The following is a 21,715-nucleotide window of genomic DNA, read 5'->3' on the forward strand; positions in this document are numbered from 1 at the left end:
CGGGGGGGTTGGGTTTTCCCCCCCGGGGGGGGCCCCCCCCCCCCGCCGGGGGTTGGGTTTTTTTGGGGGGGGGGGGGGGGGGGGGCCCCCGGGTGGGGGGTGGGGGGGGGGGGGGAAGGAGCCCCGCGCAGCGGCCCACCCACCCGCACCCGAACCCCCCGCCCCCTACTCCCCCGCAGGGAACTCGTACGCCTCCACCTCCGCGAGATACCGCGCCCGCCGCTCCTCCTCGTCGTCCAGGAACGCCGCCTCGAACGAGTTCCGCGCAAGCGTCCGCAGCTGCTCCGGCCCCAGCCCCAACGCCCCCCGCACCGCCGCGAAGTTGTCCCCCACGTACCCCCCGAAGTACGCGGGATCGTCGGAGTTCACCGTCGCGACGAGCCCGGCGTCGAGCATCGCGGCCAGCGGGTGGTCCTCGATGACGTCGATCGCCCGCAGCCGTACGTTCGACAGCGGGCAGAGCGTCAGCGGCACCCGGTCCCGTACGAGCCGGGACACCAGCTCCGGGTCCTCCATGCAGCGCAGCCCGTGGTCCACGCGCTCCACGCCCAGGACGTCCAGGGCCTCGCGGATGTACTCCGGAGGGCCCTCCTCGCCCGCGTGGGCGACCTTGCGCAGGCCGAGCGCGTCCGCCGCCGCGTACACCTCGCGGAACTTCGACGGCGGGTGGCCGACCTCCGCCGAGTCCAAGCCGACTCCGGTGATCAGGTGCAGATACGGCTTCGCGGCCTCCAGCGTCGCCATCGCCGACTCGGCGGACTCGTCCCGCAGGAAGCACATGATCAGCCGGGTGGAGACGCCGTGCCGCTCCTCGGCCCGGCCGAGCGCGGCGGCGAGCCCCTCCACCACCGTCCCGATCGGCACCCCGCGCCCCGTGTGCGCCTGCGGGTCGAAGAAGATCTCGGCGTGCCGCACGCCCTGCGCCGCCGCCCGCGTCAGATACGCGTCGGCCAGCTCGGTGAAGTCCCGCGCCGTGTGCAGGACCCCCATCAGCTCGTAGTACAGGTCGAGGAAGGACTGGAGGTCGCTGAAGCGGTACGCCTCGCGCAGCTCCTCGGTGGACGCGTACGGCAGCTCCACGCCGTTGCGCGCGGCGAGCGCGAACGCCAGCTCGGGTTCGAGGGTGCCTTCGATGTGGAGGTGGAGTTCGGCCTTGGGGAGGTGCATGGGTATGGCCTGGTCTTTCCGGTCTTCACGTGTGCCGTTTACGGGTGTCGCTTGGGGAGGGGGACCCGCATGAGGTCCTGGGCGATGCTCAGGTCGCCGTCGAACCCGGCCGCCCGCGCCTGCCGTTCGAACTCCGCGGGATCGCCGTACCGCTGCGAGAAGTGGGTCAGGACGAGGTGCCGCACCCCTGCCTCGCGTGCGACGGTCGCGGCCTGTCCTGCCGTCAGATGGCCGTGGTCGGTGGCGAGCCTGACGTCCTCGTCGAGGAAGGTCGACTCGATGACGAGCATGTCGGCGCCCTCGGCGAGCGCGTGCACACCGTCGCAGAGCCGGGTGTCCATGACGAACGCGAACCGCTGCCCGCGCCGGACCTCGCTGACCGACTCCAGCGTCACTCCGTCGAGGACGCCGTCCCGCTGGATCCGGCCGACGTCCGGGCCCTTGATGCCGTGCGCGGCGAGCCGCTCGGGCAGGATGCGGCGCCCGTCGGGCTCGGTGACCCGGTAGCCGTACGACTCGACCGGGTGCGAGAGCTTGCACGCGTCGAGGGTGTACGCGTCGGTGACGGCGAGGGGGCCGTCGGCGGCCACCGGGGCCTCCGCCAACCGCACCGTCTCGCGGTAGGCCGTCGCGTACCGCAGGCGCTCGAAGAAGCGCTGCCCGCTCGCGGGGTAGTGCGCGGTGACCGGGTGCGGGACCTGGTCCAGGTTGATCCGCTGGATGACCCCGGCAAGACCGAGCGAGTGGTCGCCGTGGAAGTGCGTGACGCAGATCCGGTCGATGTCGTGGGCGGCGACCCCGGCCCTGAGCATCTGGCGCTGGGTGCCCTCGCCCGGGTCGAAGAGGATGCCCTGCCCGTCCCAGCGCAGCAGGTACCCGTTGTGGTTGCGGTGCCGGGTCGGGACCTGGCTTGCGGTCCCGAGCACGACGAGTTCACGTACGGACACGGCTTATCCGGGGGGCCAGTTGAGGCCACGGCCGCCGAGGACGTGCGCGTGGGCGTGGAAGACGGTCTGGCCGGCGCCGGAGCCGGTGTTGAGGACGATCCGGAAGCCGGTGCCGTCGATCTTCTCCTGGGCGGCCACCTCGCCGGCCTCGCGCAGCATGTCCGCGGCGACCGTCGGCGCGGCGGCGGCCAGGCTGGCGGCGTCGGGGTAGTGGAGGCGGGGGATGACGAGCACGTGCGTGGGCGCCTGCGGGTTGATGTCCCGGAAGGCGAGGGTCGTCTCCGTCTCACGCACGATCGTCGCCGGAACCTCCCCGTCCGCGATCTTGCAGAACAGGCAGTCGCTCTGCGGCTCTCCGGTCATGGCCCGGGCCTCCTCGCCTTCGGTGATCAGCTACCCGGGCATCGTATCGGCCGGGTCGCCGCCGCCGCGCGGGTCACCGCCCCGGGTGGGGCTAGGGCCTGCGGCGCTGCAGGGCGGAGCGGCTCACCCAGTAGGTGATGACCACGGCCCAGAAGAGCGGGTAGCCGAGCACCCTGAAAACGGCGGCGTCGAGGGTCCACAGCGCCATCGACACCGCCGAGTGGAGACCGAGGAGTCCCACCGCGCCCGCCATGGCGAGGACAGGCCGGCAGTTGCGCGCCACGAGGAGCAGCGGGCGGCGCAGCCGGGGCGGTGTCCGGCGGAGGTTCCACAGCACCCAGCCGGCCCAGCCACCGACGAGGACGGTCAGGGCGACCCCGTACGCGACGAGGCCCTCGTCCGCCGGGCCGTCGCGGAGGGATCCCGAACCGATCGCGGCCGCCAGGTAGCCGGCCAGGGCCACCCAGCGGGCCCCCGCGGCGGCACCCCAGGCCATGGTCTCCAGGTTGTAGCGGGCCTGCCGGTCGTTCAGGTCGAGCGCGGCGGACTCGACGAACCCCTCGGCGGCCTTCGTCCAGGCCCCGCGCCGGAACCAGCGGCGGCGCAGGTACAGGAGCGAGAGGTTGTTGTGCGCCTCGCTGCTCTCCGGGTCGAGCCGCAACGCGGTCTCGTAGGCCTGCTGGGCGATGCGGTGGTTGCCGGTGCGCTGCGCGGTGAGGCCGACGAGGAAGTGCGCGTCGCTCTCCTCGGGCGCGAGCGCGACGGCCGTGCGGGCCGCCTCGTACGCCTCGCGCCGGCGTTCCGTGCGGACGGAGCGGTCCAGGACCGTGCCGAGCGCGTAGTGGCCGCCCCAGTACTGCGGGGCGAGTTCGACGGAGTGCCGGGCGGCCCGCTCGGCCTCCTCGTACCGCCGCAGCGCGAGCAGGATGTGCGTGCGCATCAACCAGCCCGGCAGCGCGTCGGGGTCGGCGCGCAGGGCCCGCTCGACGGTGTCGAGCGCCTCCCGCTCCCGGCCGAGTCGGTGCTGGCAGCGGGCCAGGAGAACGAGCGCGGCCGCGTCGTCCGGGTCGGTCGCCAGGTGCTGGGCGGCGAGGGCGGCGGCCTGCTCGTACCGCCCGACGTCGAAGAGCGCGTCCGCCCGGTCGAGGACGCGGTCCGGCGCGGCGCTCATCAGACCTTGTTCCGGTCGTGGGTGATGCTGAGCAGGTTCGGTACGAGCCCGAGCCAGAACAGGACCTGGGGAACGGTCCGGTCGGCCCACGGCACGAGGACGATCAGCAGCGCGCAGAGCGTGGCGAGGACGGCCTGCCCGAGGACGACCCGAGGCCAGAACAGCCGCCGTACCAGGTCGCGTACGGTCATCCGCGCGCCGGTGCGCATGCGCCGGTAGCGGCGCAGGGCGCCGAAGCCCCAGACGGCCGCCATCAGCGCGAGCGCCCAGAGCCGGGTGCCGAGATGGACGGGGAGTTCCTTCGCCTCCGTGCCGTCGGTCGGGAAGACGTCGACGACGACGCCCGCCATGACCAGGCAGAGCAGGGCGAGCCACCGGGTGCCGCGCAGCATCCGGTAGACGGCCTTGTCGAGGTCCTTGCGGAGCCAGTTGGCGTCGGGGGCGGCGGCGAGGCCGCCGGCATAGAGGTCGGCGGCCTGCGCGGCGGACGTGCCGGGCCTGGCGGCCTCGGCCTCGGTCGCCATCGTCACGGCCAGAGTGTTGGTGGGGTCGATCCGCAGCAGCTGCCGGACGGCCTCGTCGGCGAGGTCGGGGCGCCGGTTGAAGAGGGCGAGCTTGTACAGGGCCTCCCACGCGCGGGTCTCCTCCGGCCCCAGCCGGACGGCCTCCTGCGCCTCCGCGAGCCCCTCGGCGACCGCCGCCGCGTCGCCTCCCGGGAACCGGTCGCGCACGAAGGGCATCAGCTCGGCACGCACGGCACGCGGCGCCCAGTACTCCGGGTCGAGACGGATGGTCTCCCGCATCGCCTCCTCGGCGTCGTGGGACCGCCCCTGCCGCCGCAGCGCGACCCCGCGGATGTAGTGCCCGAAGGCGAAGTCGGGGGCGTGGACCAGCGCCGCGTCGGCAGCGGCCTGGCCCTCGGCGTGCCGCTCCTCGGCGATGAGGCAGCGGGCGAGCAGCACCAGGGCGTGGTGGTCGTCGGGGGCCTCGGCGACGCATCGCGCGACCCGTTCCCGGCTCTCGCCGTACCGGCCCATGCCGTACAGCAGCTCGGCCTGTTCGAACTGCGGGTTCTTCACGCTCACAGCTTCCGCTTCTTCTTCAGGTGGGCGACCAGGTCGTCGTACATCCCGCCGTCGTTGGCGAACATCGCCACGTTGCGGGCGGAGGCGAACCAGGCCTCGCTGGACGGCCTGATCTGCTTCGCCGCGGCCAGCAGGTCCTTCATGCCGATCATGCGTACGGTGCCGGTGCGGGCGGAGTCGAGGAGGGCGAACTCGGCGGCGCTGTCGCAGACATGGGCGAGGTCCGCGCCCGAGAAGTCCTCGGTGGCCTTGACGAGCTTGCCCAGGTCGACCGATTCGATGGGCCGCTCGCGCAGGTGGTAGCGGAGGATCGCCTCGCGCGCCGGGGCGTCGGGCGGCAGCACGAGCAGCGTGCGGTCGAGCCGGCCGGGGCGGCGCAGCGCGAGGTCCACGTCCCAGGGGACGTTGGTCGCGGCGAGCACGAAGACGCCCTCGTTCTCGGCGCCGTCGACGCCGTCGAGCTCGGTGAGGAGCTGGTTGACGACGTTGCGCAGCCCGCTGTGGTGGCTCCGCGAGCGCTTGGCGCCGAGGGCGTCCAGCTCGTCGAGGAAGACGACGCAGGGGGCCTGGGCGCGGGCGGTCTCGAAGATGTCGTGGACGTTCTTCTCGGACGTGCCGATGTACATGTCGAGGATGTCGGAGAGCGAGACCGAGATGAAGTTAGCGCCCAGCTCACCGGCGACGGCCCGGGCGATGAAGGTCTTGCCGCAGCCGGGCGGGCCGTAGAGCAGCAGGCCGCCGCGGAGCGACTTGCCGTACAGCTTACGGAGTTCGGGGTTGCGCATGGGAGCGAGGAAGGCGGCCTCCAGGCGGTCCTTGACCTGCTGCATGCCGCCGACGTCGGCGAGACGCACGGCGCCGGGACGGTCGACGTCCCAGGCGGACGCGTCACCGGGGTCGCCGCTGCCGTCGGCGGTGAGCGGCGCCTCGATCCCGTCCGCCGGTCCGGTCACGAAGCGGGGCCCGACGACGTCACCGACCTCCTGCTCGGCGGCGGCCCAGTCGAAGGCGGGGGTTCCGGCCGGAGCCGCGGCCGAGGCATCGGCCGGGGCGTCGGCCGAGGCATCGGCCGGGGTCTCCGGCTCCGCCGAGGGGGTGGCGGGCGTCGCGGACACGGCAGGCGTCGCCGGCGCCGCGGGCGTCGCGGGGAGGCCCATCGCGCGGATCATCAGGGCACGGGCCGCCTCGTCCCCGGGCGCGTGCTGGAGTGCGACGGCCGCCTCCGTGACGGCCTCGTCGCCCCGCCCCTCCGCGAGGAGCAGTTCGGCGAAGTGGAGCCGCAGGGGCACGTCTTCCGGCGCGGCGGCGACGGCGGCGCGCAGACTACGGATCAGGGGTGACTCGTCGGGCATGCGGCCCAGCCTAGGGAGCGGGCCCGGGCCCTCGTCCACCGGGTTCCGGCAACCCGAGAGCCCCTGCGGGGCAACCCCGCGCCCGCGACTCCCACTCCCGTCGCGAGACGCGGTGGAGCACGCACCGGCGCAGCGGCCCTTCGGGCACGCTGAGGTCCTCGAAGTCGTCGGCCGGGTCTCGGGTCATGCCGATGCGGCGCATCACGGCCTGGGAGCGAAGGTTGCGGACGGTCGTCGACGCGAGCACCTCCGCGAGCCCGAGCGTCTCGAAGGCGAAGGCCAGGCAGGCGAGGCCGGCCTCGGTCGCGTAGCCGTTCCCCCACGCCGAGCGGGTCAGCCGCCAGCCGACGTCCACGCCCGTGAACGGCGTGTCCGGGCTCATCTCGTCGAGCCCGGCCCGGCCGACGAACGCGCCGGACGCGCGCTCCTCCAACGCCCACCAGCCGAAGCCCCGTCGATCGAAGTCGGCCCGCATCGCCGCCACCGTGGCATCACTCCGCTCGCGCGTCAGCAACTCGCCGAGGTGCTCACGGATCTCGGGATCGGCGTTCATCGCCGCCCACGGGGCGAGGTCGGACTCCCGCCACGGACGCAGGAGGAGACGGTCGGTACGCAGTTCCGGCATGCCGCGCAGCCAAGCAGATCAACGACCGGCGCGTCGACGGAAATACGGGTCCGGGTGCGCGGCCCCGCTAGCTCCACCGGCCCGTACGTCCGAGCAGCAGCGCCGTCGCCGCCGTGCCCGCCGTCGACGTGCGCAGCACGCTGTGCCCCAGCCGGTACGGCTTCGCGCCCGCCGCCTCGAAGGCCGCCAACTCCTCTGGGGAGACGCCCCCTTCGGGTCCGACGACGAGCACGATCTCGCCCTCGGCGGGGAGTTCGGCGTCGGCGAGCGCGCCGCTGGGGTGGTCCCGGTCCTCGTGCAGGACGGCGGCGAAGTCGGCCCCGGCGAGGAGCGCCGCGACCTGCTTGGTGGTCATCGCGTCGGCGACCTCGGGGAAGCGCGTACGGCGCGACTGCTTGCCCGCCTCGCGCGCGGTGGCCCGCCACTTGGCGAGCGCCTTGAGCCCGCGGTCGCCCTTCCACTGGGTGATGCACCGGGACGCGGCCCACGGCACGATCGCGTCGACGCCCGTCTCCGTCATGATCTCGACGGCCAGTTCACCCCGGTCGCCCTTGGGCAGCGCCTGGACGACGGTGATCCGCGGCGCGGGCTCGGCCTCCTCGTACGTGCCGGACACCTGGACGGTCAGCTGGTCCTTGCCCTCGGCGGCGAGCACGACACAGTCGGCCCAGGTACCGCGCCCGTCGGTGAGGACGACGTCCTCCCCGGCGCGCAGCCGCTTCACGGAGACGGCGTGGCGGCCCTCGGGGCCGTCCAGGAGGAAGGGGCCGTTGCCGGGGACGGCCTCGACGACGAAGACGGGTGCGGTCATGGGGCGGTGCTCCTGTGGGCCTGCGCGGTGAGTGCGGTGTCGAGTTCGGCGGCCAGCACCTCGACGAGCTGGCCGGCCGGGAGGTCGCGGGCGAGCCGGTGCCCCTGGCCGGCCCACAGGGCCATGCCCTGGGCGTCACCGGCGGTGGCGGCGGCCTTGCGGAGGGGGGCGGTGAGGTGGTGGACCTCGGGGTAGGCGGCGGGGGCGTACCGCCCGTGCTCGCGCATGAAGCGGTTGACGAGCCCGCGCGCCGGACGGCCGGAGAAGGCCCGGGTGAGCTCGGTCCGGACGAAGAGCGGGTTGGTCAGGGCCTGCTTGTGCAGCGCGTGGGCGCCCGACTCGGGGCAGACGAGGAACGCGGTGCCGAGCTGGGCGGCGTCGGCCCCTGCGGCGAGGACGGCGGCGATCTGCGCGCCGCGCATGATCCCGCCGGCGGCGACGATCGGCAGCTGGACGGTCTCCCGGACCTGGGTGACGAGGGTGAGGAGCCCCGTCCCCGCGAGCGCGGCGTCCGGGTCGTCGCGGTGCGTGCCCTGGTGGCCGCCGGCCTCGACGCCCTGCACGCAGACGGCGTCGGCCCCGGCCCACTGGGCGGCCTGGGCCTCTTCGGCGGAGGTGACGGTGACGACGGTGAACGTACCGGCGCGGGCGAAGGCGTCGAAGGTGCGGCGGTCGGGGCAGCCGAAGGTGAAGGAGACGACGGGGACGGGGTCGTCGAGCAGGATCGCCAACTTGGCGTCGTACGCGTCGTCGCGCCCGCTGTCCGGATCACCGAGGGACGTCTCGTACCAGGTGGCCTCGCCGGTGAGCTGGTGCCGGTAGACGTCGACGGCGGCGGAATCGGCGTGCTGTCCGCCCGGCGGCATGAAGAGGTTGACCCCGAAGGGCTGCCCGGTCAGCCCGCGCACCTGCTTGATCTCCTGGTAGAGCCCGCCGGCGGTCTTGTACCCCCCGGCGAGGAACCCGAGCCCCCCGGCCTCGCACACCGCCCCGACGAGCTGCGGACCGGACGCGCCGCCCGCCATGGGGGCCTGCACGATCGGGTACCGGGAGAGATCGTTCAGCGCGGTGGACATGCAGGCATCGTGTCATACGGCAAGGGCGGCACCCGCGCGAAGCGGATGCCGCCCTTCCAGGCACAACGCGGGCTCAGCGCCCGTTGAACGCGTCCTTCAACCGCGAGAACAGCCCCTGCTGTCCGGGCTGGAACTGACCCGTCGGCCGCTCCTCGCCGCGCAGCTTCGCGAGTTCGCGCAGCAGCCGCTCCTGCTCGGGGTCGAGCTTCGACGGGGTCGTCACCTCGACGTGGACGATCAGGTCGCCGCGTCCGCCGCCCCGCAGGTGCGTGATGCCACGCCCGTGCAGCGGGATGGACTGACCGGACTGAGTGCCCGGGCGGATGTCGACCTCTTCGAGCCCGTCGAGCGTCTGCAGCGGCACCTTCGTGCCGAGCGCGCCCGCCGTCATCGGGATGGTCACCGTGCAGTGCAGGTCGTCGCCGCGGCGCTGGAAGACCTCGTGCGGGACCTCGTGGATCTCCACGTACAGGTCGCCCGCCGGGCCGCCGCCCGGGCCGACCTCGCCCTCGCCGGCGAGCTGGATGCGGGTGCCGTTGTCGACACCGGCCGGGATCTTGACCGTGAGCGTACGGCGGGACCGGACCCGGCCGTCGCCCGCGCACTCGGGGCACGGGGTCGGGACGACGGTGCCGAAGCCCTGGCACTGGGGGCACGGGCGGGAGGTCATGACCTGGCCCAGGAAGGACCGGGTGACCTGCGAGACCTCACCGCGGCCGCGGCACATGTCACAGGTCTGCGCGGAGGTGCCGGGCGCGGCGCCCTCGCCCGAACACGTCGTACAGACGACGGCCGTGTCGACCTGGATGTCCTTCGTCGTGCCGAAGGCGGCCTCGTTGAGGTCGATCTCCAGACGGATCATCGCGTCCTGGCCGCGCCGGGTGCGCGAGCGCGGTCCGCGCTGCGACGCCGTACCGAAGAACGCGTCCATGATGTCCGAGAAGTTCCCGAAGCCGCCCTGGCCGAAGCCGCCGGCGCCACCGGCGCCACCGGACGCGGACAGCGGGTCGCCGCCGAGGTCGTAGACCTGCTTCTTCTGCGGGTCCGACAACACCTCGTACGCGGCGTTGATCTCCTTGAACCGCTCCTGCGTCTTCGGATCGGGATTCACATCCGGGTGCAGCTCGCGGGCGAGCCGCCGGAATGCCTTCTTGATCTCGTCCTGGGACGCGTCGCGGCGTACGCCGAGTACGGCGTAGTAGTCCGTGGCCACTTACGACTCCGCCAGGATCTGTCCGACGTAACGTGCCACTGCGCGTACCGCTCCCATCGTTCCGGGGTAGTCCATGCGGGTCGGTCCGACCACGCCGAGTTTGGCGACTGCCTCGTCGCCCGAACCGTAGCCGACCGCGACGACGGACGTGGAGGTGAGGCCCTCATGGGCGTTCTCGTGCCCGATCCGTACGGTCATGCCCGAGTCCTTGGCCTCGCCGAGCAGCTTGAGGAGCACGACCTGCTCCTCCAGCGCTTCGAGCACAGGCCGGATCGTGAGGGGGAAGTCATGGCCGAAGCGGGTGAGATTGGCGGTACCGCCGATCATCAGCCGCTCCTCGTGCTCCTCCACCAGGGTTTCGAGCAGGGTCGCGAGCACGGTCGAGACCGTCCCGCGGTCCTCCATCTCCTCGAAGGACTCCGGGAGATCCTGCACCAGCTGCGGCACGTCCGCGAAACGGCGGCCGACGACCCGGCTGTTCAGCCGCGCCCGCAGATCGGCGAGCGAGGTCTCGCCGAACGGCGCGGGGCAGTCGATGACGCGCTGCTCGACGCGGCCGGTGTCCGTGATGAGCACGAGCATCAGCCGGGCGGGCGCCAGCGAGAGCAGCTCCACGTGCCGGACCGTCGAACGGGTCAGCGACGGGTACTGCACGACGGCGACCTGACGGGTCAGCTGCGCGAGCAGCCGGACCGTGCGCCCGACGACGTCGTCGAGGTCGACGGCTCCGTCGAGGAAGTTGTGGATCGCGCGCCGCTCGGGCGTCGACAGCGGCTTGACGCCGGCGAGCCGGTCGACGAAGAGGCGGTAGCCCTTGTCGGTCGGGATGCGTCCGGCGCTGGTGTGGGGCTGGGCGATGTAGCCCTCGTCCTCCAGGACCGCCATGTCGTTGCGCACGGTGGCGGGCGAGACGCCGAGCTTGTGGCGCTCCGTGAGCGCCTTGGAGCCGACCGGCTCCTCCGTCCCGACATAGTCCTGGACGATGGCGCGCAGCACCTCGAGTCTGCGTTCGCTGAGCATCGCGCCCACCTCCAGCTGTCGTTCGGTCGTATCGGTTGCTCCGCATTTGGCACTCGCCCTGTCCGAGTGCCAGGAATCCCCCGGCCAGTGTACGGCGGCGGGCATCGCTCCTGGCAAGGAGGCCGCGTCGGAGGTTGCGTCGGAGGCCGCGTCCTTGCGGATAGCGTCGCGGTATGGATGTCGCTTGGGAAGACTTCGGCTGGGAGCGGCTCGCGGACGGCGTGGGGCGGCGCAGACTGCCCGGCTGGGACGCCACGGTGGGCCTGGTGGTGGGGGAACACGCGGTATTGCTGTACGACACGGGCTCGACCCTCCGCGAGGGAACGGCGCTGCGGGCCCAGGTGGAGTCGCTGACCGGCGGCCGAAGAGTGACACACATCGCACTGAGCCACCCCCACTTCGATCATGTACTGGGCACGGCGGCCTTCGCGGGGGCGGAGGTGTTCGGCGCGGTCGGCGTGGACGCGCTGCTGCGCCGGGAGGCGAGCGAGCTGATGGCGGACGCGGTACGGCACGGGGTGGATTCGTTCGCGGCGGCGGAGGCGGTGGACGTGCTGGTGGCGCCGCAGCACGTGGTCTCAGGCGAGTGGACGCTGGACCTGGGCGGCCGGCAGGTGCTGCTCGCGAACGTGGGCCCGGGCCACACGGCGCACGACCTGGCGCTCTTCGTCCCCGGTGCGCGGGAGGTCGTCTTCTGCGGGGACCTGGTGGAGGAGTCGGGGGAGCCGCAGGCGGGCCCGGACGCGATCCCGTCCCGCTGGCCGGACGCCCTGGACCGGCTGCTGGCCCTGGGCGGCGCGGACGCGGTGTACGTACCGGGCCACGGGGCGGTGGTGGACGCCGCGTTCGTGCGACGCCAACGCGAGGAACTGGCACGGCGCTTCGCCGTCGCATAACGTCACGCGAATGCGCAGCTACGACCCCGACCTGACGCCCCCGTGGAAGCGATCCGCCCCGGTGCCGGAGGTGCCGGCGGAGGTGGACCTCGTGGTGGAGGAGGTCTCGACGGGCTTCTGCGGGGCGGTGATCCGCTGCGAGGCGGGCACGGTGACCCTGGAGGACCGCTTCGGCAAGCACCGGGTGTTCCCGATGGAGCCGAGGGGCTTCCTCCTGGAGGGCAGGCCGGTGACGCTGGTGCGCCCGGCGTCCGGCCAGGCACGGCCGACACGCACGGCCTCCGGCTCGATCGCGGTCCCGGGCGCGCGGGCGCGGGTGGCGCGGGCGGGCCGGATCTACGTGGAGGGCCGGCACGACGCCGAGCTGGTCGAGCGGGTCTGGGGCGACGACCTCCGTATCGAGGGCGTGGTGGTGGAGTACCTGGAGGGCATCGACGACCTCCCGGCGATCGTGGCCGACTTCGCCCCGGCGGCGGACGCGCGCCTGGGCATCCTCGTCGACCACCTGGTCCCCGGTTCGAAGGAGTCCCGCATCGCGGCGCAGATCTCGTCGCCGGACGTCCTGGTCGTCGGGCACCCGTACATCGACGTCTGGGAGGCCGTGAAGCCGGCCTCGCTCTCCATCCCCGCCTGGCCGACGGTCCCGCGCGGCCAGGACTGGAAGACGGGCGTCTGCGAGGCCCTGGGCTGGCCGCCGAACACGGGCGCGGCCTGGCAGCACATCCTGTCGAGGGTCCACAGCTACAAGGACCTGGAGCCGTCCCTGCTGGGCAGGGTGGAGGAACTGATCGACTTCGTCACGGCGCCGTAGCGGGGCCGGTCCGGCCGATCAGGCCGGATCGGGGCGCCACGCCCTGGCCCGAGGGCGCCCCGCCTCAGTCCAAGGGCGCCACGTCCTGGTCCAAGGGCGCCACGCCCTAGTCCACCAGGTCCCTGACCACCGCGTCCGCCAGCAGCCGTCCCCGGAGGGTCAGGACCGCGCGCCCCTCGCCGTACGACTCCTCGTCGAGGAGGCCGTCCGCAAGGGCCTTGCGGGACGCGGCGAGCCCGTCCGGGCGCAGAAGGTCCAGCGGGCACCCCTCCCGGAGCCGCAGCTCCAGAAGCACCCGCTCGACGCGCCGGTCCTCGGCCGAGAGGACCTCACGCCCGGCACCCGGCGACCTGCCGGCGGACAGCGCCTGCGCGTACGCCCCCGGATGCTTCACGTTCCACCACCGCACGCCGCCCATGTGCGAGTGCGCCCCCGGACCGGCTCCCCACCAGTCGGCGCCGCGCCAGTACAGCTCATTGTGCAGGCACCGCCCGGCGTCGGAGGTGGCCCAGTTCGACACCTCGTACCAGTCGAAGCCGGCCTCGGCGAAGACGGAGTCGGCGATCAGATACCGGTCCGCGTGCACGTCGTCGTCCGTCATCGGCACCTCGCCGCGGCGGATCCGCCGGGCCAGCTGCGTCCCCTCCTCGACGATCAGCGCGTAGGCGCTGACATGGTCGGGGCCGGCCCCGATCGCCGCCTCGAGGGACGCCCGCCAGTCGTCGTCGGACTCCCCCGGCGTCCCGTAGATCAGGTCCAGGTTCACATGGTCGAAGCCCGCCGCCCGCGCCTCGGCGACGCACGCCTCGGGCCGGCCCGGGGTGTGCGTGCGGTCGAGGACCTTCAGGACGTGCTGCCGGGCGCTCTGCATCCCGAAGGACACCCGGTTGAAGCCCCCGGCCCGCAGCTCCTCGAGATACGCCTGGTCCACCGACTCCGGGTTCGCCTCCGTCGTCACCTCGGCGTCGTCCGCGAGCCCGAACTCGTCCCGGATCGCACCCAGCATCCGTACGAGATCACCGGCGGCGAGCAGCGTCGGCGTACCGCCGCCGACGAAGACCGTCCGCACCGGGCGCGGGTCGTCGCCGAGCACCTTGCGGGCGAGGCGTATCTCCTCGACGACCTGCCCCGCGTAGTTGTCCCGGGAGGCGAGCACGCCGCCGGCACCGCGCAGCTCGCTCGCGGTGTACGTGTTGAAGTCGCAGTAGCCGCACCGCGTGGCGCAGTACGGCACGTGCAGATAGAACCCGAGCGGCCGCTCCCCGGCCCCTTCCAGGGCGTGCGCGGGCAGCGCCCCGTCCTCGGGCATGGGCTCACCATCGGGAAGTACGGAAGGCATGAGCCCATTGTCCCGTACCGCCCGAGGTGACCCGCCTGACCTGTGGACAAACCTTGACGGATAACCGTCAAGGTTTCGCCGTCGAGGCGTCGCCACCGACCGGAGACAGGGCCGCCGACCGGAGACAGGGAGGGGCTACGCCTCCCGCGCCCCCGCGTACATCTCCTCGATGAGGTCCTTGTACGTCCGCTCGACCACCGGCCGCTTCATCTTCAGCGACGGCGTCAGCTCACCGTGCTCGACGTCCAGGTCGCGCGGCAGCAGCCGGAACTTCTTGATCGTCTGCCACCGCTGCAGGTCCCCGTTGAGCCGGTCGACGTACCCCTGGACCATTTCCTGGGTCTGCGGGGCGGCGACTACCTCGGCGTACGACTTGCCCGCGAGGTCGTGCTCGGCGGCCCAGCCGAGGATGGCGGGCTCGTCGAGGGCGATGAGCGCGGAGCAGTAGTTCCGGTCGGCGCCCAGGACGACGATGTTGGAGACGAACGGGCAGACCGCCTTGAACCGGCCCTCGATCTCGGTCGGTGCGATGTACTTGCCGCCCGAGGTCTTGAACAGGTCCTTCTTGCGGTCGGTGATCCGCAGGTAGCCGTCGGCGGACAGCTCGCCGATGTCGCCCGTGTGGAACCAGCCGTCCGCCTCCAGGACCTCGGCCGTCTTCTCGGGCAGGCCGTGGTAGCCCTCCATGATGCCGGGGCTGCGCAGCAGGATCTCGCCGTCGTCGGCGATCCGGACCTCGGTGCCGGGCAGCGGCTTGCCGACGGTGCCGGTGCGGTACGCCTCGCCCGGGTTGACGAAGGAGGCGGCGCTGGACTCCGTCAGGCCGTAGCCCTCCAGGATGTGGATGCCAGCGCCGGAGAAGAAGTAGCCGATCTCGGGCGCCAGCGCGACCGAGCCGGAGACGGCGGCGCGCAGCCGGCCGCCGAAGGCCTCGCGGAGCTTCTTGTAGACCAGCGCGTCGGCGATCTTGTGCTTGGCCTCCAGACCGAAGGGCGCGGAGGCGGTGCCGGTGCGGCGGAAGTTGTCCTGGGTGACCTTGGCGTACTCGCGGGCCACCCCGGCCGCCCACTGGAAGATCTTGTACTTGGCCGGGCCGCCCGCGCGCGCCTTGGCGGCGACGCCGTTGTAGACCTTCTCGAAGATCCGGGGCACGGCGGCCATGTACGTCGGCTGGACCACCGGCAGGTTCACGATGATCTTGTCGATCCGGCCGTCGACGGCGGTGACGTGGCCGACCTCGATCTGGCCGGAGGTGAGCACCTTGCCGAAGACGTGCGCGAGCGGCAGCCAGAGGTACTGGACGTCGTCCTGGGTGACCAGGCCGGTCGCGGCGATGGCCTTCGCCATGTACGACCAGTTGTCGTGCGGGAGGCGGACGCCCTTGGGCCGGCCGGTGGTGCCGGAGGTGTAGATGAGGGTGGCGAGCTGCGTGGAGGTGATGGCCGAGACGCGCTCCTTGATGGCGTCGGCGTGCTTCTCCAGGTACGCCTTGCCGCGGGCCTCCAGCTCGGCGAGGGAGAGGACCCAGTCGTCGCTCTCGACACCCGTGGCGTCGATGACGACGACATGGTGGAGGCCGGGCAGGTCGGCGCGGGTCTCGCGGGCCTTGGCCAGCTGGGCCGCGTCCTCCGCGATCAGCACCTTGGAGTCCGAGTCGGCGAGGATGAACGCCGACTCCTCCGCGTTGGTCTGCGGGTAGACGGTGGTGACGGCGGCGCCCGCGCACATCACGCCGAGGTCGGAGAGGATCCACTCGACCCGGGTCGAGGAGGAGAGGGCGATCCGCTCCTCCGGCTGGACGCCCAGGTCCATCAGACCCGCGGCGATCGCGAAGACCCGCTCGGCTGCCTGTCCCCAGCTGAGCGACTTCCAGTCGTCCGGGCCCTGGCCGTCGGCCGCCGGGACGGGGTAGCGGTAGGCCTCCGCGTCGGGAGTCCGCGCCACGCGCTCAAGGAAAAGGTTCGCCACCGAGGGCGGCCGGTTCTCGATCTGGGTCTGTGTGTCGCTCACGACGTCCTCCGGGCGGCGGCGGTGCGTTCTGGCGGTGCGTTCCATGCGTACTAACTCGCGAGTAACCTTCGAGCCGCGATCAGAGTAAGGCGCCGGGGTCCGGCGCGTAAGAGGCTGCGGGCCGCCTCTTCATACCCGGTTGATAACAGAACCAAAGACGAACGGGCCCCCGCACTGCCGGTGCGGGGACCCGTTCGACGCATCCGGTCGGATGCGGGGGACGGATGGTCCGTCGGCCGGTCCTACTTACTTCTTCGCCTTGCCGCCGGACTCGTCGCTCGACAGAACGGCGATGAAGGCCTCCTGCGGGACCTCCACGGAGCCGACCATCTTCATCCGCTTCTTGCCTTCCTTCTGCTTCTCCAGCAGCTTCCGCTTACGGGAGATGTCACCGCCGTAGCACTTGGCGAGGACGTCCTTGCGGATGGCGCGGATGGTCTCGCGGGCGATGACCCGGGAGCCGATGGCGGCCTGGATCGGCACCTCGAAGGCCTGCCGCGGGATGAGCTCGCGCAGCTTGGCGACGAGCCGCACACCGTACGCGTACGCGGCGTCCTTGTGGGTGATCGCCGAGAAGGCGTCGACCTTGTCGCCGTGCAGCAGGATGTCGACCTTGACCAGGCTGGAGGCCTGCTCGCCGGTGGGCTCGTAGTCGAGGGAGGCGTAACCGCGCGTCTTGGACTTCAGCTGGTCGAAGAAGTCGAAGACGATCTCGGCGAGGGGGAGGGTGTAGCGGATCTCCACCCGGTCCTCGGAGAGGTAGTCCATGCCGAGGAGGGTGCCGCGCCGGGTCTGGCACAGCTCCATGATCGCGCCGATGAACTCGCTCGGGGCGAGGATCGTGGCCCGCACGACGGGCTCGAAGACATCGTTGATCTTGCCTTCGGGGAACTCGCTCGGGTTGGTGACGGTGTGCTCGCTGCCGTCCTCCATCACCACGCGGTACACGACGTTCGGCGCGGTGGCGATGAGGTCGAGACCGAACTCGCGCTCCAGACGCTCCCGGATCACGTCCAGGTGCAGCAGGCCGAGGAAGCCGACGCGGAAGCCGAAGCCGAGCGCGGCGGAGGTCTCCGGCTCGTAGACCAGCGCGGCATCGTTGAGCAGCAGCTTGTCGAGCGCGTCGCGCAGCTCGGGGTAGTCCGAGCCGTCGAGCGGGTACAGACCGGAGAAGACCATCGGCTTGGGGTCCTTGTACCCGCCGAGGGCTTCGGTCGCGCCCTTGTTCAGGCTGGTGATCGTGTCGCCGACCTTGGACTGCCGGACGTCCTTCACACCGGTGATCAGGTAGCCGACCTCGCCGACGCCGAGGCCGTCGGCCGGGGTCATCTCCGGGGACGAGACGCCGATCTCGAGGAGCTCGTGGCTGGCACCGGTCGACATCATCTTGATGCGCTCACGCTTGTTGAGCTGCCCGTCGACGACACGGACGTACGTCACGACGCCCCGGTAGGAGTCGTAGACCGAGTCGAAGATCATCGCGCGGGCGGGCGCGTCGGCGACACCGACGGGGGCCGGCACGGTCGCGACGACGCGGTCGAGCAGCGCCTCGACGCCGAGACCGGTCTTGGCGGAGACCTTGAGCACGTCCTCGGGGTCGCAGCCGATGAGGTTGGCGAGCTCCTCGGAGAACTTCTCCGGCTGCGCGGCGGGCAGGTCGATCTTGTTCAGTACGGGAACGATGGTGAGGTCGTTCTCCATCGCGAGGTAGAGGTTCGCGAGCGTCTGCGCCTCGATGCCCTGGGCCGCGTCGACGAGCAGGACCGTGCCCTCACAGGCCGCCAGGGACCGCGAGACCTCATAGGTGAAGTCGACGTGCCCGGGGGTGTCGATCATGTTGAGGATGTGGGTCTTGCCCTGACCCTCGCCCTCGGTGGGCGCCCAGGGAAGACGGACCGCCTGGGACTTGATCGTGATGCCGCGCTCGCGCTCGATGTCCATCCGGTCGAGATACTGGGCGCGCATCTGCCGCTGGTCGACCACACCGGTCAGCTGGAGCATCCGGTCGGCGAGTGTGGACTTGCCGTGGTCGATGTGCGCGATGATGCAGAAATTGCGGATCAACGCAGGGTCGGTACGGCTCGGCTCAGGCACGTTGGTAGGAGTCGCGGGCACGCAAGGTCTCGTCTCGGGGCGATGGTCGGTTGGATACGTAGGCTCCATCGTCCCACGAGTGGGAGCCGCCGCTCGGTTTGGGCGGAGCTTATATGCCCTGATAACGTGGACAGCTGTGTCACGTGCGCCCTCTCAGCGATGTGTACACACCTCAGAAACAACACCGAACCTGAAAAGGCTCTTTTCGTGGCGAACATCAAGTCCCAGATCAAGCGGAACAAGACGAACGAGAAGGCGCGCCTGCGCAACAAGGCCGTCAAGTCCTCGCTCAAGACCGCGATCCGCAAGGCCCGCGAGGCCGTCGCCGCGGGTGACGTCGAGAAGGCCGTCGTGGCTTCTCGCGCCGCCTCCCGCGCGCTCGACAAGGCTGTCTCGAAGGGTGTCATCCACAAGAACGCCGCCGCCAACAAGAAGTCGGCGCTGGCCACCAAGGTTGCCGCTCTGCAGGGCTGAGCCCCTCTGATGTAACGCCGGACGGGACCCAGCGGGCCCTCTACCCCGCTCCCAACCGGCACCCCGGACTCGCGCGCGACACGCGTTCGCCACGCGTGCACGAGCCCACCAGCACACGCCGAAGGCCCCGAGCCTCCTTCCCCAGGAGCCCGGGGCCTTCGCCGTACCCAACACCATCAAGGGCTCGGGCCAAGCCCGGACCACACACCACGGCGCACGCGAAGCCACCCACGCCCGGCAAGGACTCGGGCCAAGCCCGGACCACACACCACGGCGCACGCGAAGCCACCCACGCCCGGCAAGGACTCGGGCCAAGCCTGGACCACGCGGGCCCCGCCCCACCGCGGGGCAAAGCCGCCCGCGTCCGGCAGGGGTCTGGGGGCGCAGCCCCTGATAGTTCAGCCCCCACCAGCCCCCGGAAGGGTTTCGGGAAGGGGTGGGGTGGGGGAATCGCCCGAACGGAACGGACCCGCACCCGCACCCGCACCCGCACCCGCACCGCGCCCTAGCGCCTCATCCTCGCCGCCCGAGCCACCGCCACGACCGCCTTCTCCAGCGCGTACTCCGGGTCGTCCCCCCCGCCCTTCACGCCCGCGTCCGCCTCCGCCACCGCGCGCAGCGCGAGCGACACACCGTCCGGCGTCCAGCCCCGCATCTGCTGCCGCACGCGGTCGATCTTCCACGGCGGCATCCCCAGCTCCCGCGCGAGATCCGCCGGCCGCCCGCCCCGCGCCGACGACAGTTTGCCGATCGCCCGGACCCCCTGCGCGAGCGCGCTGGTGATCAGAACGGGCGGGACGCCGGTCGAGAGCGACCAGCGCAGCGCCTCGAGCGCCTCCGCCGCCCGCCCCTCCACCGCACGGTCGGCCACGTTGAACGACGACGCCTCCGCCCGCCCCGTGTAGTACCGCCCGACGACCGCCTCGTCGATCGTCCCCTCCACGTCGGCCGTCAGCTGCGACACCGCCGACGCCAGCTCCCGCAGATCGCTGCCGATCGCGTCCACCAGCGCCTGGCACGCCTCCGGCGTCGCCGACCGCCCCAGCGCCCGGAACTCCTGCCGTACGAACGTCAGCCGCTCCGCCGGCTTCGTCGTCTTCGGGCAGGCCACCTCCCGCGCGCCCGCCTTCCGCGCCGCGTCCAGGAGGCCCTTCCCCTTGGCGCCGCCGGCGTGGAGCAGCACGAGCGTGATGTCCTCGATCGGCGCGTCGAGATACGCCTTGATGTCCTTGATCGTGTCCGCGGACAGGTCCTGCGCGTTCCGCACGACCAGCACCTTGCGCTCGGCGAAGAGCGACGGGCTCGTCAGCTCCGCGAGCGTCCCCGGCTGGAGCTGGTCGGAGGTGAGGTCCCGTACGTCCGTGTCGGCGTCGGCGGCCCGGGCGGCCGCCACGACCTCCTGGACCGCGCGGTCGAGGAGCAGGTCCTCCTGGCCCACGGCGAGCGTGACGGGGGCGAGAAGGTCGTCGTTCGAATTCTTCCTGGTGGCCATCCCGACCAGCATCCCACGCGCCACTGACACCCATCCCCGGCATCCGTCCCCATGCCCGAGAATGACGGGGTGAGTGAACGACACGTACTGGTGCTGCCCGACCGCGACGCCGCCGAGGAGGTCGCCGAGGAACTGCCCGCCCGCTTCGGCGTCGCCGAGGAGCCCCAGCTGGTCCGGGACGCGCTGGCAGGCGAGGACGACGCCGAGGACGCGCAGTGGCTGGTCGTCGTGGAGGACCCGGACGGGCGGCTCGACTCGTCGGCCCTGGACGAGCTGGCGGCCGAGTACGAGGGCTGGCTGGAAGCCCCGTAGGCACGGCCGGCACGGCTGTAGGCAGCGCCGCGTGCGCGCCCTACGCGCGCGAGACGGTCGGCAGCTCGGCGAGTTCGATGCCGAACAGCTCCCGGTACGCGCCCCTCACCTCCTCCTCGCCTTCGAGCATCCGCTCGCTCCGCTCGCCGTGCACGTGCGTGACGAGCTTGTGGCCGCTGAGAGTGACCCGGCCCTCGTCGGTGAGCCGGGTGCAGACGAGGGAACGCGTGAAGTGGGAGTCCGGGGAGGTGCGGTGGTACCAGGCACCCGCCGTGAAGTCGGCGAGCACGCGCGGCCGTGTCTCCAGCCGGTACTGCGGCTTTCCGTTCCGCAGCAGGTCCAGGTCGCCCTCCTCGGTCTCGACGACGCGGAACGTGCCGGCGGGGTCGGCCTGGTCGCCCCGCTCGTCCAGCGCCAGCGGGAAGTGGCTGTGCTCACCGAACCCGACATCAGCGAGCCACCGCCCCTCAGGCTCCGCCCCCCTCCCTGTCTCCACCACCATCGCCATGTGGTCGTACGGAATCCCCAGCCTGCCGCCCTCGCCGAAGACGCGTGCCTGCAGGAGCGTGACGCCGAAGCCGAGTGCCCGCAGGAGCGCGGCGAAGGTGCCGTTGATCTCGTAGCAGAAGCCGCCCCTCCTCGCCCCGACGACCTTGTCCAGCAGCGCCTTCTCCTCCAGGACGATGTCCTCGCCGAGGTGGATCGAGAGATTCTCGAAGGGAACCGCCTTCAAGTGCCGCAGATGCAGGTCGCGCAGGGCGGTCGCGTCGGGGCGGTCCGGTCGCTCGGCGCCGATGCGCCGCAGGTACGCCTCGACGGAGGACTCGACGGGGACGTCCGGAGTCTGCCGGGTGTGAGTGGTCATGAAACCGAGTCTGCCGCTCCGTCCCTCCGCGTGCCCATGAGTCTCTGGACCTAGGCCCGTTGCCCGAGGTCCGACGGCCGAGGCGGCACCCGCACCGCCCCGGCTACCGTGCCGGTCATGACCGATCATGAACCGCCCGGCCCCAGCCCGCGCCCCCGCGCCCAGCGCAAGCGGGACGTCCTCGACCGGCTCGCGAAGGAGGAGGACATCTGGGTCGCGACCGCCTCCACCGATGGCCGGCCGTGCCTGGTGCCGCTGTGGTTCCTCTGGGACTCGGGGAGCCTTCTCTTCTGCACGAAGCGGAACAACCCCACGGCCCGCAACCTCACGCCCAAAGGCGCGGTCCGGCTCAGCCTCGGCCACACCCGGGACGTCGTCCTGATCGAAGGCACGGCCGAGCCGGTCGAGGGCGCCGACCTGCCGACGGCCTCGGCGGACGCCTTCGCGGCCAAGCTGTCCTGGGATCCGCGTGGCTCGACCGACTGGCTCTACTTCCGCGTCACCCCCGAAACGGTCAGGGCCTGGCACGAGGAGCACGAACTCGCGGGCCGTCTGCTGATGCGCGACGGCGTGTGGCGCGCCTGAGGACCCG

21 protein-coding genes are annotated in these 21,715 nt (G+C 72.0%); 5 read left to right on the forward strand and 16 right to left on the reverse strand.

Annotated elements, in window-relative coordinates:
• Positions 1 to 165: 165 nt before the first annotated feature.
• The 11 genes from ACF09C_RS18020 to hrcA all read right to left on the reverse strand — a co-directional run bounded on the left by ACF09C_RS18020 (position 166) and on the right by hrcA (position 10,830).
• On the reverse strand, positions 166 to 1,167 hold the full coding sequence (locus tag ACF09C_RS18020) for an adenosine deaminase (protein ID WP_392092416.1): 1,002 nt from the start codon (positions 1,165 to 1,167) through the stop codon (positions 166 to 168).
• A gap of 38 nt (positions 1,168 to 1,205) precedes the next feature.
• Positions 1,206 to 2,114 carry a ribonuclease Z gene (locus ACF09C_RS18025; protein WP_392092417.1) on the reverse strand — a complete coding sequence of 303 codons (909 nt, stop codon included), beginning with the start codon at positions 2,112 to 2,114 and terminating at the stop codon, positions 1,206 to 1,208.
• 3 nt (positions 2,115 to 2,117) lie between these two features.
• Positions 2,118 to 2,477 carry a histidine triad nucleotide-binding protein gene (locus ACF09C_RS18030; RefSeq protein ID WP_392092418.1) on the reverse strand — a complete coding sequence of 120 codons (360 nt, stop codon included), beginning with the start codon at positions 2,475 to 2,477 and terminating at the stop codon, positions 2,118 to 2,120.
• 91 nt (positions 2,478 to 2,568) lie between these two features.
• Positions 2,569 to 3,648 carry a tetratricopeptide repeat protein gene (locus tag ACF09C_RS18035; protein WP_392092419.1) on the reverse strand — a complete coding sequence of 360 codons (1,080 nt, stop codon included), beginning with the start codon at positions 3,646 to 3,648 and terminating at the stop codon, positions 2,569 to 2,571.
• Positions 3,648 to 4,733: a tetratricopeptide repeat protein gene (locus ACF09C_RS18040; RefSeq protein WP_392092420.1), complete on the reverse strand. Its 1,086-nt coding sequence runs from the start codon at positions 4,731 to 4,733 to the stop codon at positions 3,648 to 3,650. Before ACF09C_RS18040 ends, ACF09C_RS18035 begins: the two co-directional genes overlap by 1 nt.
• The gene (locus ACF09C_RS18045; protein WP_392092421.1) at positions 4,730 to 6,085 is read right to left on the reverse strand and encodes an AAA family ATPase; all 1,356 of its coding nucleotides are present in this window, start codon (positions 6,083 to 6,085) and stop codon (positions 4,730 to 4,732) included. The genes ACF09C_RS18040 and ACF09C_RS18045 overlap by 4 nt, the downstream gene beginning before the upstream one ends.
• A 10-nt stretch (positions 6,086 to 6,095) precedes the next feature.
• Positions 6,096 to 6,710: a GNAT family N-acetyltransferase gene (locus tag ACF09C_RS18050; protein WP_392092422.1), complete on the reverse strand. Its 615-nt coding sequence runs from the start codon at positions 6,708 to 6,710 to the stop codon at positions 6,096 to 6,098.
• A gap of 67 nt (positions 6,711 to 6,777) precedes the next feature.
• A complete protein-coding gene (locus tag ACF09C_RS18055; RefSeq protein ID WP_392092423.1) occupies positions 6,778 to 7,521 on the reverse strand; it encodes a 16S rRNA (uracil(1498)-N(3))-methyltransferase in 744 nt (247 codons plus the stop codon).
• Positions 7,518 to 8,597, reverse strand: a complete 1,080-nt coding sequence (locus ACF09C_RS18060) for a nitronate monooxygenase (protein ID WP_392092424.1) — start codon at positions 8,595 to 8,597, stop codon at positions 7,518 to 7,520. The genes ACF09C_RS18055 and ACF09C_RS18060 overlap by 4 nt, the downstream gene beginning before the upstream one ends.
• 73 nt (positions 8,598 to 8,670) lie before the next feature.
• Entirely contained in the window at positions 8,671 to 9,810 is a 1,140-nt protein-coding gene (dnaJ, locus tag ACF09C_RS18065) for a molecular chaperone DnaJ (protein ID WP_392092425.1), read from the reverse strand.
• Positions 9,811 to 10,830: a heat-inducible transcriptional repressor HrcA gene (hrcA, locus tag ACF09C_RS18070; RefSeq protein WP_362411018.1), complete on the reverse strand. Its 1,020-nt coding sequence runs from the start codon at positions 10,828 to 10,830 to the stop codon at positions 9,811 to 9,813.
• Positions 10,831 to 11,003: 173 nt separating this feature from the next.
• Here hrcA and ACF09C_RS18075 point away from each other — a divergent pair, with 173 nt between their 5' ends.
• Both ACF09C_RS18075 and ACF09C_RS18080 read left to right on the forward strand, forming a co-directional pair.
• Positions 11,004 to 11,726: an MBL fold metallo-hydrolase gene (locus ACF09C_RS18075; RefSeq protein ID WP_392092426.1), complete on the forward strand. Its 723-nt coding sequence runs from the start codon at positions 11,004 to 11,006 to the stop codon at positions 11,724 to 11,726.
• Positions 11,727 to 11,736: 10 nt separating this feature from the next.
• The gene (locus ACF09C_RS18080) at positions 11,737 to 12,537 is read left to right on the forward strand and encodes a DUF3097 domain-containing protein (RefSeq protein ID WP_392092427.1); all 801 of its coding nucleotides are present in this window, start codon (positions 11,737 to 11,739) and stop codon (positions 12,535 to 12,537) included.
• 106 nt (positions 12,538 to 12,643) lie between these two features.
• Here the strand turns inward: ACF09C_RS18080 and hemW are convergent, their stop codons facing one another.
• From hemW to lepA, 3 genes are all read right to left on the reverse strand, one after another.
• Positions 12,644 to 13,876 carry a radical SAM family heme chaperone HemW gene (hemW, locus tag ACF09C_RS18085; protein ID WP_392092428.1) on the reverse strand — a complete coding sequence of 411 codons (1,233 nt, stop codon included), beginning with the start codon at positions 13,874 to 13,876 and terminating at the stop codon, positions 12,644 to 12,646.
• Between the two features lie 135 nt (positions 13,877 to 14,011).
• On the reverse strand, positions 14,012 to 15,886 hold the full coding sequence (locus tag ACF09C_RS18090; protein WP_392092429.1) for an AMP-dependent synthetase/ligase: 1,875 nt from the start codon (positions 15,884 to 15,886) through the stop codon (positions 14,012 to 14,014).
• A gap of 246 nt (positions 15,887 to 16,132) precedes the next feature.
• Positions 16,133 to 18,001 (reverse strand): translation elongation factor 4, encoded by a 1,869-nt coding sequence (gene lepA / locus ACF09C_RS18095; RefSeq protein WP_392092430.1) that lies wholly within the window; start codon positions 17,999 to 18,001, stop codon positions 16,133 to 16,135.
• 186 nt (positions 18,002 to 18,187) lie between these two features.
• Here lepA and rpsT point away from each other — a divergent pair, with 186 nt between their 5' ends.
• On the forward strand, positions 18,188 to 18,454 hold the full coding sequence (gene rpsT / locus ACF09C_RS18100; RefSeq protein ID WP_137989361.1) for a 30S ribosomal protein S20: 267 nt from the start codon (positions 18,188 to 18,190) through the stop codon (positions 18,452 to 18,454).
• A 505-nt stretch (positions 18,455 to 18,959) separates the two neighbouring features.
• On the opposite strand, the gene holA is transcribed toward rpsT, so the two are convergent.
• Complete coding sequence (gene holA / locus ACF09C_RS18105; RefSeq protein WP_392092431.1) at positions 18,960 to 19,946, reverse strand: DNA polymerase III subunit delta; 987 nt, start codon at positions 19,944 to 19,946, stop codon at positions 18,960 to 18,962.
• A gap of 51 nt (positions 19,947 to 19,997) precedes the next feature.
• On the opposite strand from holA, the gene ACF09C_RS18110 reads away from it, so the two are divergent.
• A complete protein-coding gene (locus tag ACF09C_RS18110) occupies positions 19,998 to 20,258 on the forward strand; it encodes a hypothetical protein (RefSeq protein ID WP_392092432.1) in 261 nt (86 codons plus the stop codon).
• Between the two features lie 40 nt (positions 20,259 to 20,298).
• Here ACF09C_RS18110 and ACF09C_RS18115 read toward each other — a convergent pair whose 3' ends face one another.
• Complete coding sequence (locus ACF09C_RS18115) at positions 20,299 to 21,123, reverse strand: arylamine N-acetyltransferase (RefSeq protein ID WP_392092433.1); 825 nt, start codon at positions 21,121 to 21,123, stop codon at positions 20,299 to 20,301.
• Positions 21,124 to 21,240: 117 nt separating this feature from the next.
• On the opposite strand from ACF09C_RS18115, the gene ACF09C_RS18120 reads away from it, so the two are divergent.
• Positions 21,241 to 21,708, forward strand: a complete 468-nt coding sequence (locus ACF09C_RS18120) for a pyridoxamine 5'-phosphate oxidase family protein (RefSeq protein ID WP_392092434.1) — start codon at positions 21,241 to 21,243, stop codon at positions 21,706 to 21,708.
• Positions 21,709 to 21,715: the final 7 nt, after the last annotated feature.

It is taken from the genome of Streptomyces sp. NPDC014870 (genome assembly GCF_043081505.1).
Lineage (GTDB): Bacteria > Actinomycetota > Actinomycetes > Streptomycetales > Streptomycetaceae > Streptomyces.

Bases quoted from the DNA above. Each gene is read 5' to 3' on its own strand.
- holA (WP_392092431.1), bottom strand. From the start codon at position 19,946: ATGGCCACCAGGAAGAATTCGAACGACGACCTTCTCGCCCCCGTCACG.
- ACF09C_RS18055 (WP_392092423.1), bottom strand. From the start codon at position 7,521: ATGACCGCACCCGTCTTCGTCGTCGAGGCCGTCCCCGGCAACGGCCCC.
- ACF09C_RS18045 (WP_392092421.1), bottom strand. From the start codon at position 6,085: ATGCCCGACGAGTCACCCCTGATCCGTAGTCTGCGCGCCGCCGTCGCC.
- ACF09C_RS18035 (WP_392092419.1), bottom strand. From the start codon at position 3,648: ATGAGCGCCGCGCCGGACCGCGTCCTCGACCGGGCGGACGCGCTCTTC.
- hrcA (WP_362411018.1), bottom strand. From the start codon at position 10,830: ATGCTCAGCGAACGCAGACTCGAGGTGCTGCGCGCCATCGTCCAGGAC.
- ACF09C_RS18050 (WP_392092422.1), bottom strand. From the start codon at position 6,710: ATGCCGGAACTGCGTACCGACCGTCTCCTCCTGCGTCCGTGGCGGGAG.
- ACF09C_RS18080 (WP_392092427.1), top strand. From the start codon at position 11,737: ATGCGCAGCTACGACCCCGACCTGACGCCCCCGTGGAAGCGATCCGCC.
- ACF09C_RS18110 (WP_392092432.1), top strand. From the start codon at position 19,998: ATGCCCGAGAATGACGGGGTGAGTGAACGACACGTACTGGTGCTGCCC.
- ACF09C_RS18075 (WP_392092426.1), top strand. From the start codon at position 11,004: ATGGATGTCGCTTGGGAAGACTTCGGCTGGGAGCGGCTCGCGGACGGC.
- ACF09C_RS18020 (WP_392092416.1), bottom strand. From the start codon at position 1,167: ATGCACCTCCCCAAGGCCGAACTCCACCTCCACATCGAAGGCACCCTC.
- hemW (WP_392092428.1), bottom strand. From the start codon at position 13,876: ATGCCTTCCGTACTTCCCGATGGTGAGCCCATGCCCGAGGACGGGGCG.
- ACF09C_RS18120 (WP_392092434.1), top strand. From the start codon at position 21,241: ATGACCGATCATGAACCGCCCGGCCCCAGCCCGCGCCCCCGCGCCCAG.
- ACF09C_RS18030 (WP_392092418.1), bottom strand. From the start codon at position 2,477: ATGACCGGAGAGCCGCAGAGCGACTGCCTGTTCTGCAAGATCGCGGAC.
- ACF09C_RS18060 (WP_392092424.1), bottom strand. From the start codon at position 8,597: ATGTCCACCGCGCTGAACGATCTCTCCCGGTACCCGATCGTGCAGGCC.
- ACF09C_RS18115 (WP_392092433.1), bottom strand. From the start codon at position 21,123: ATGACCACTCACACCCGGCAGACTCCGGACGTCCCCGTCGAGTCCTCC.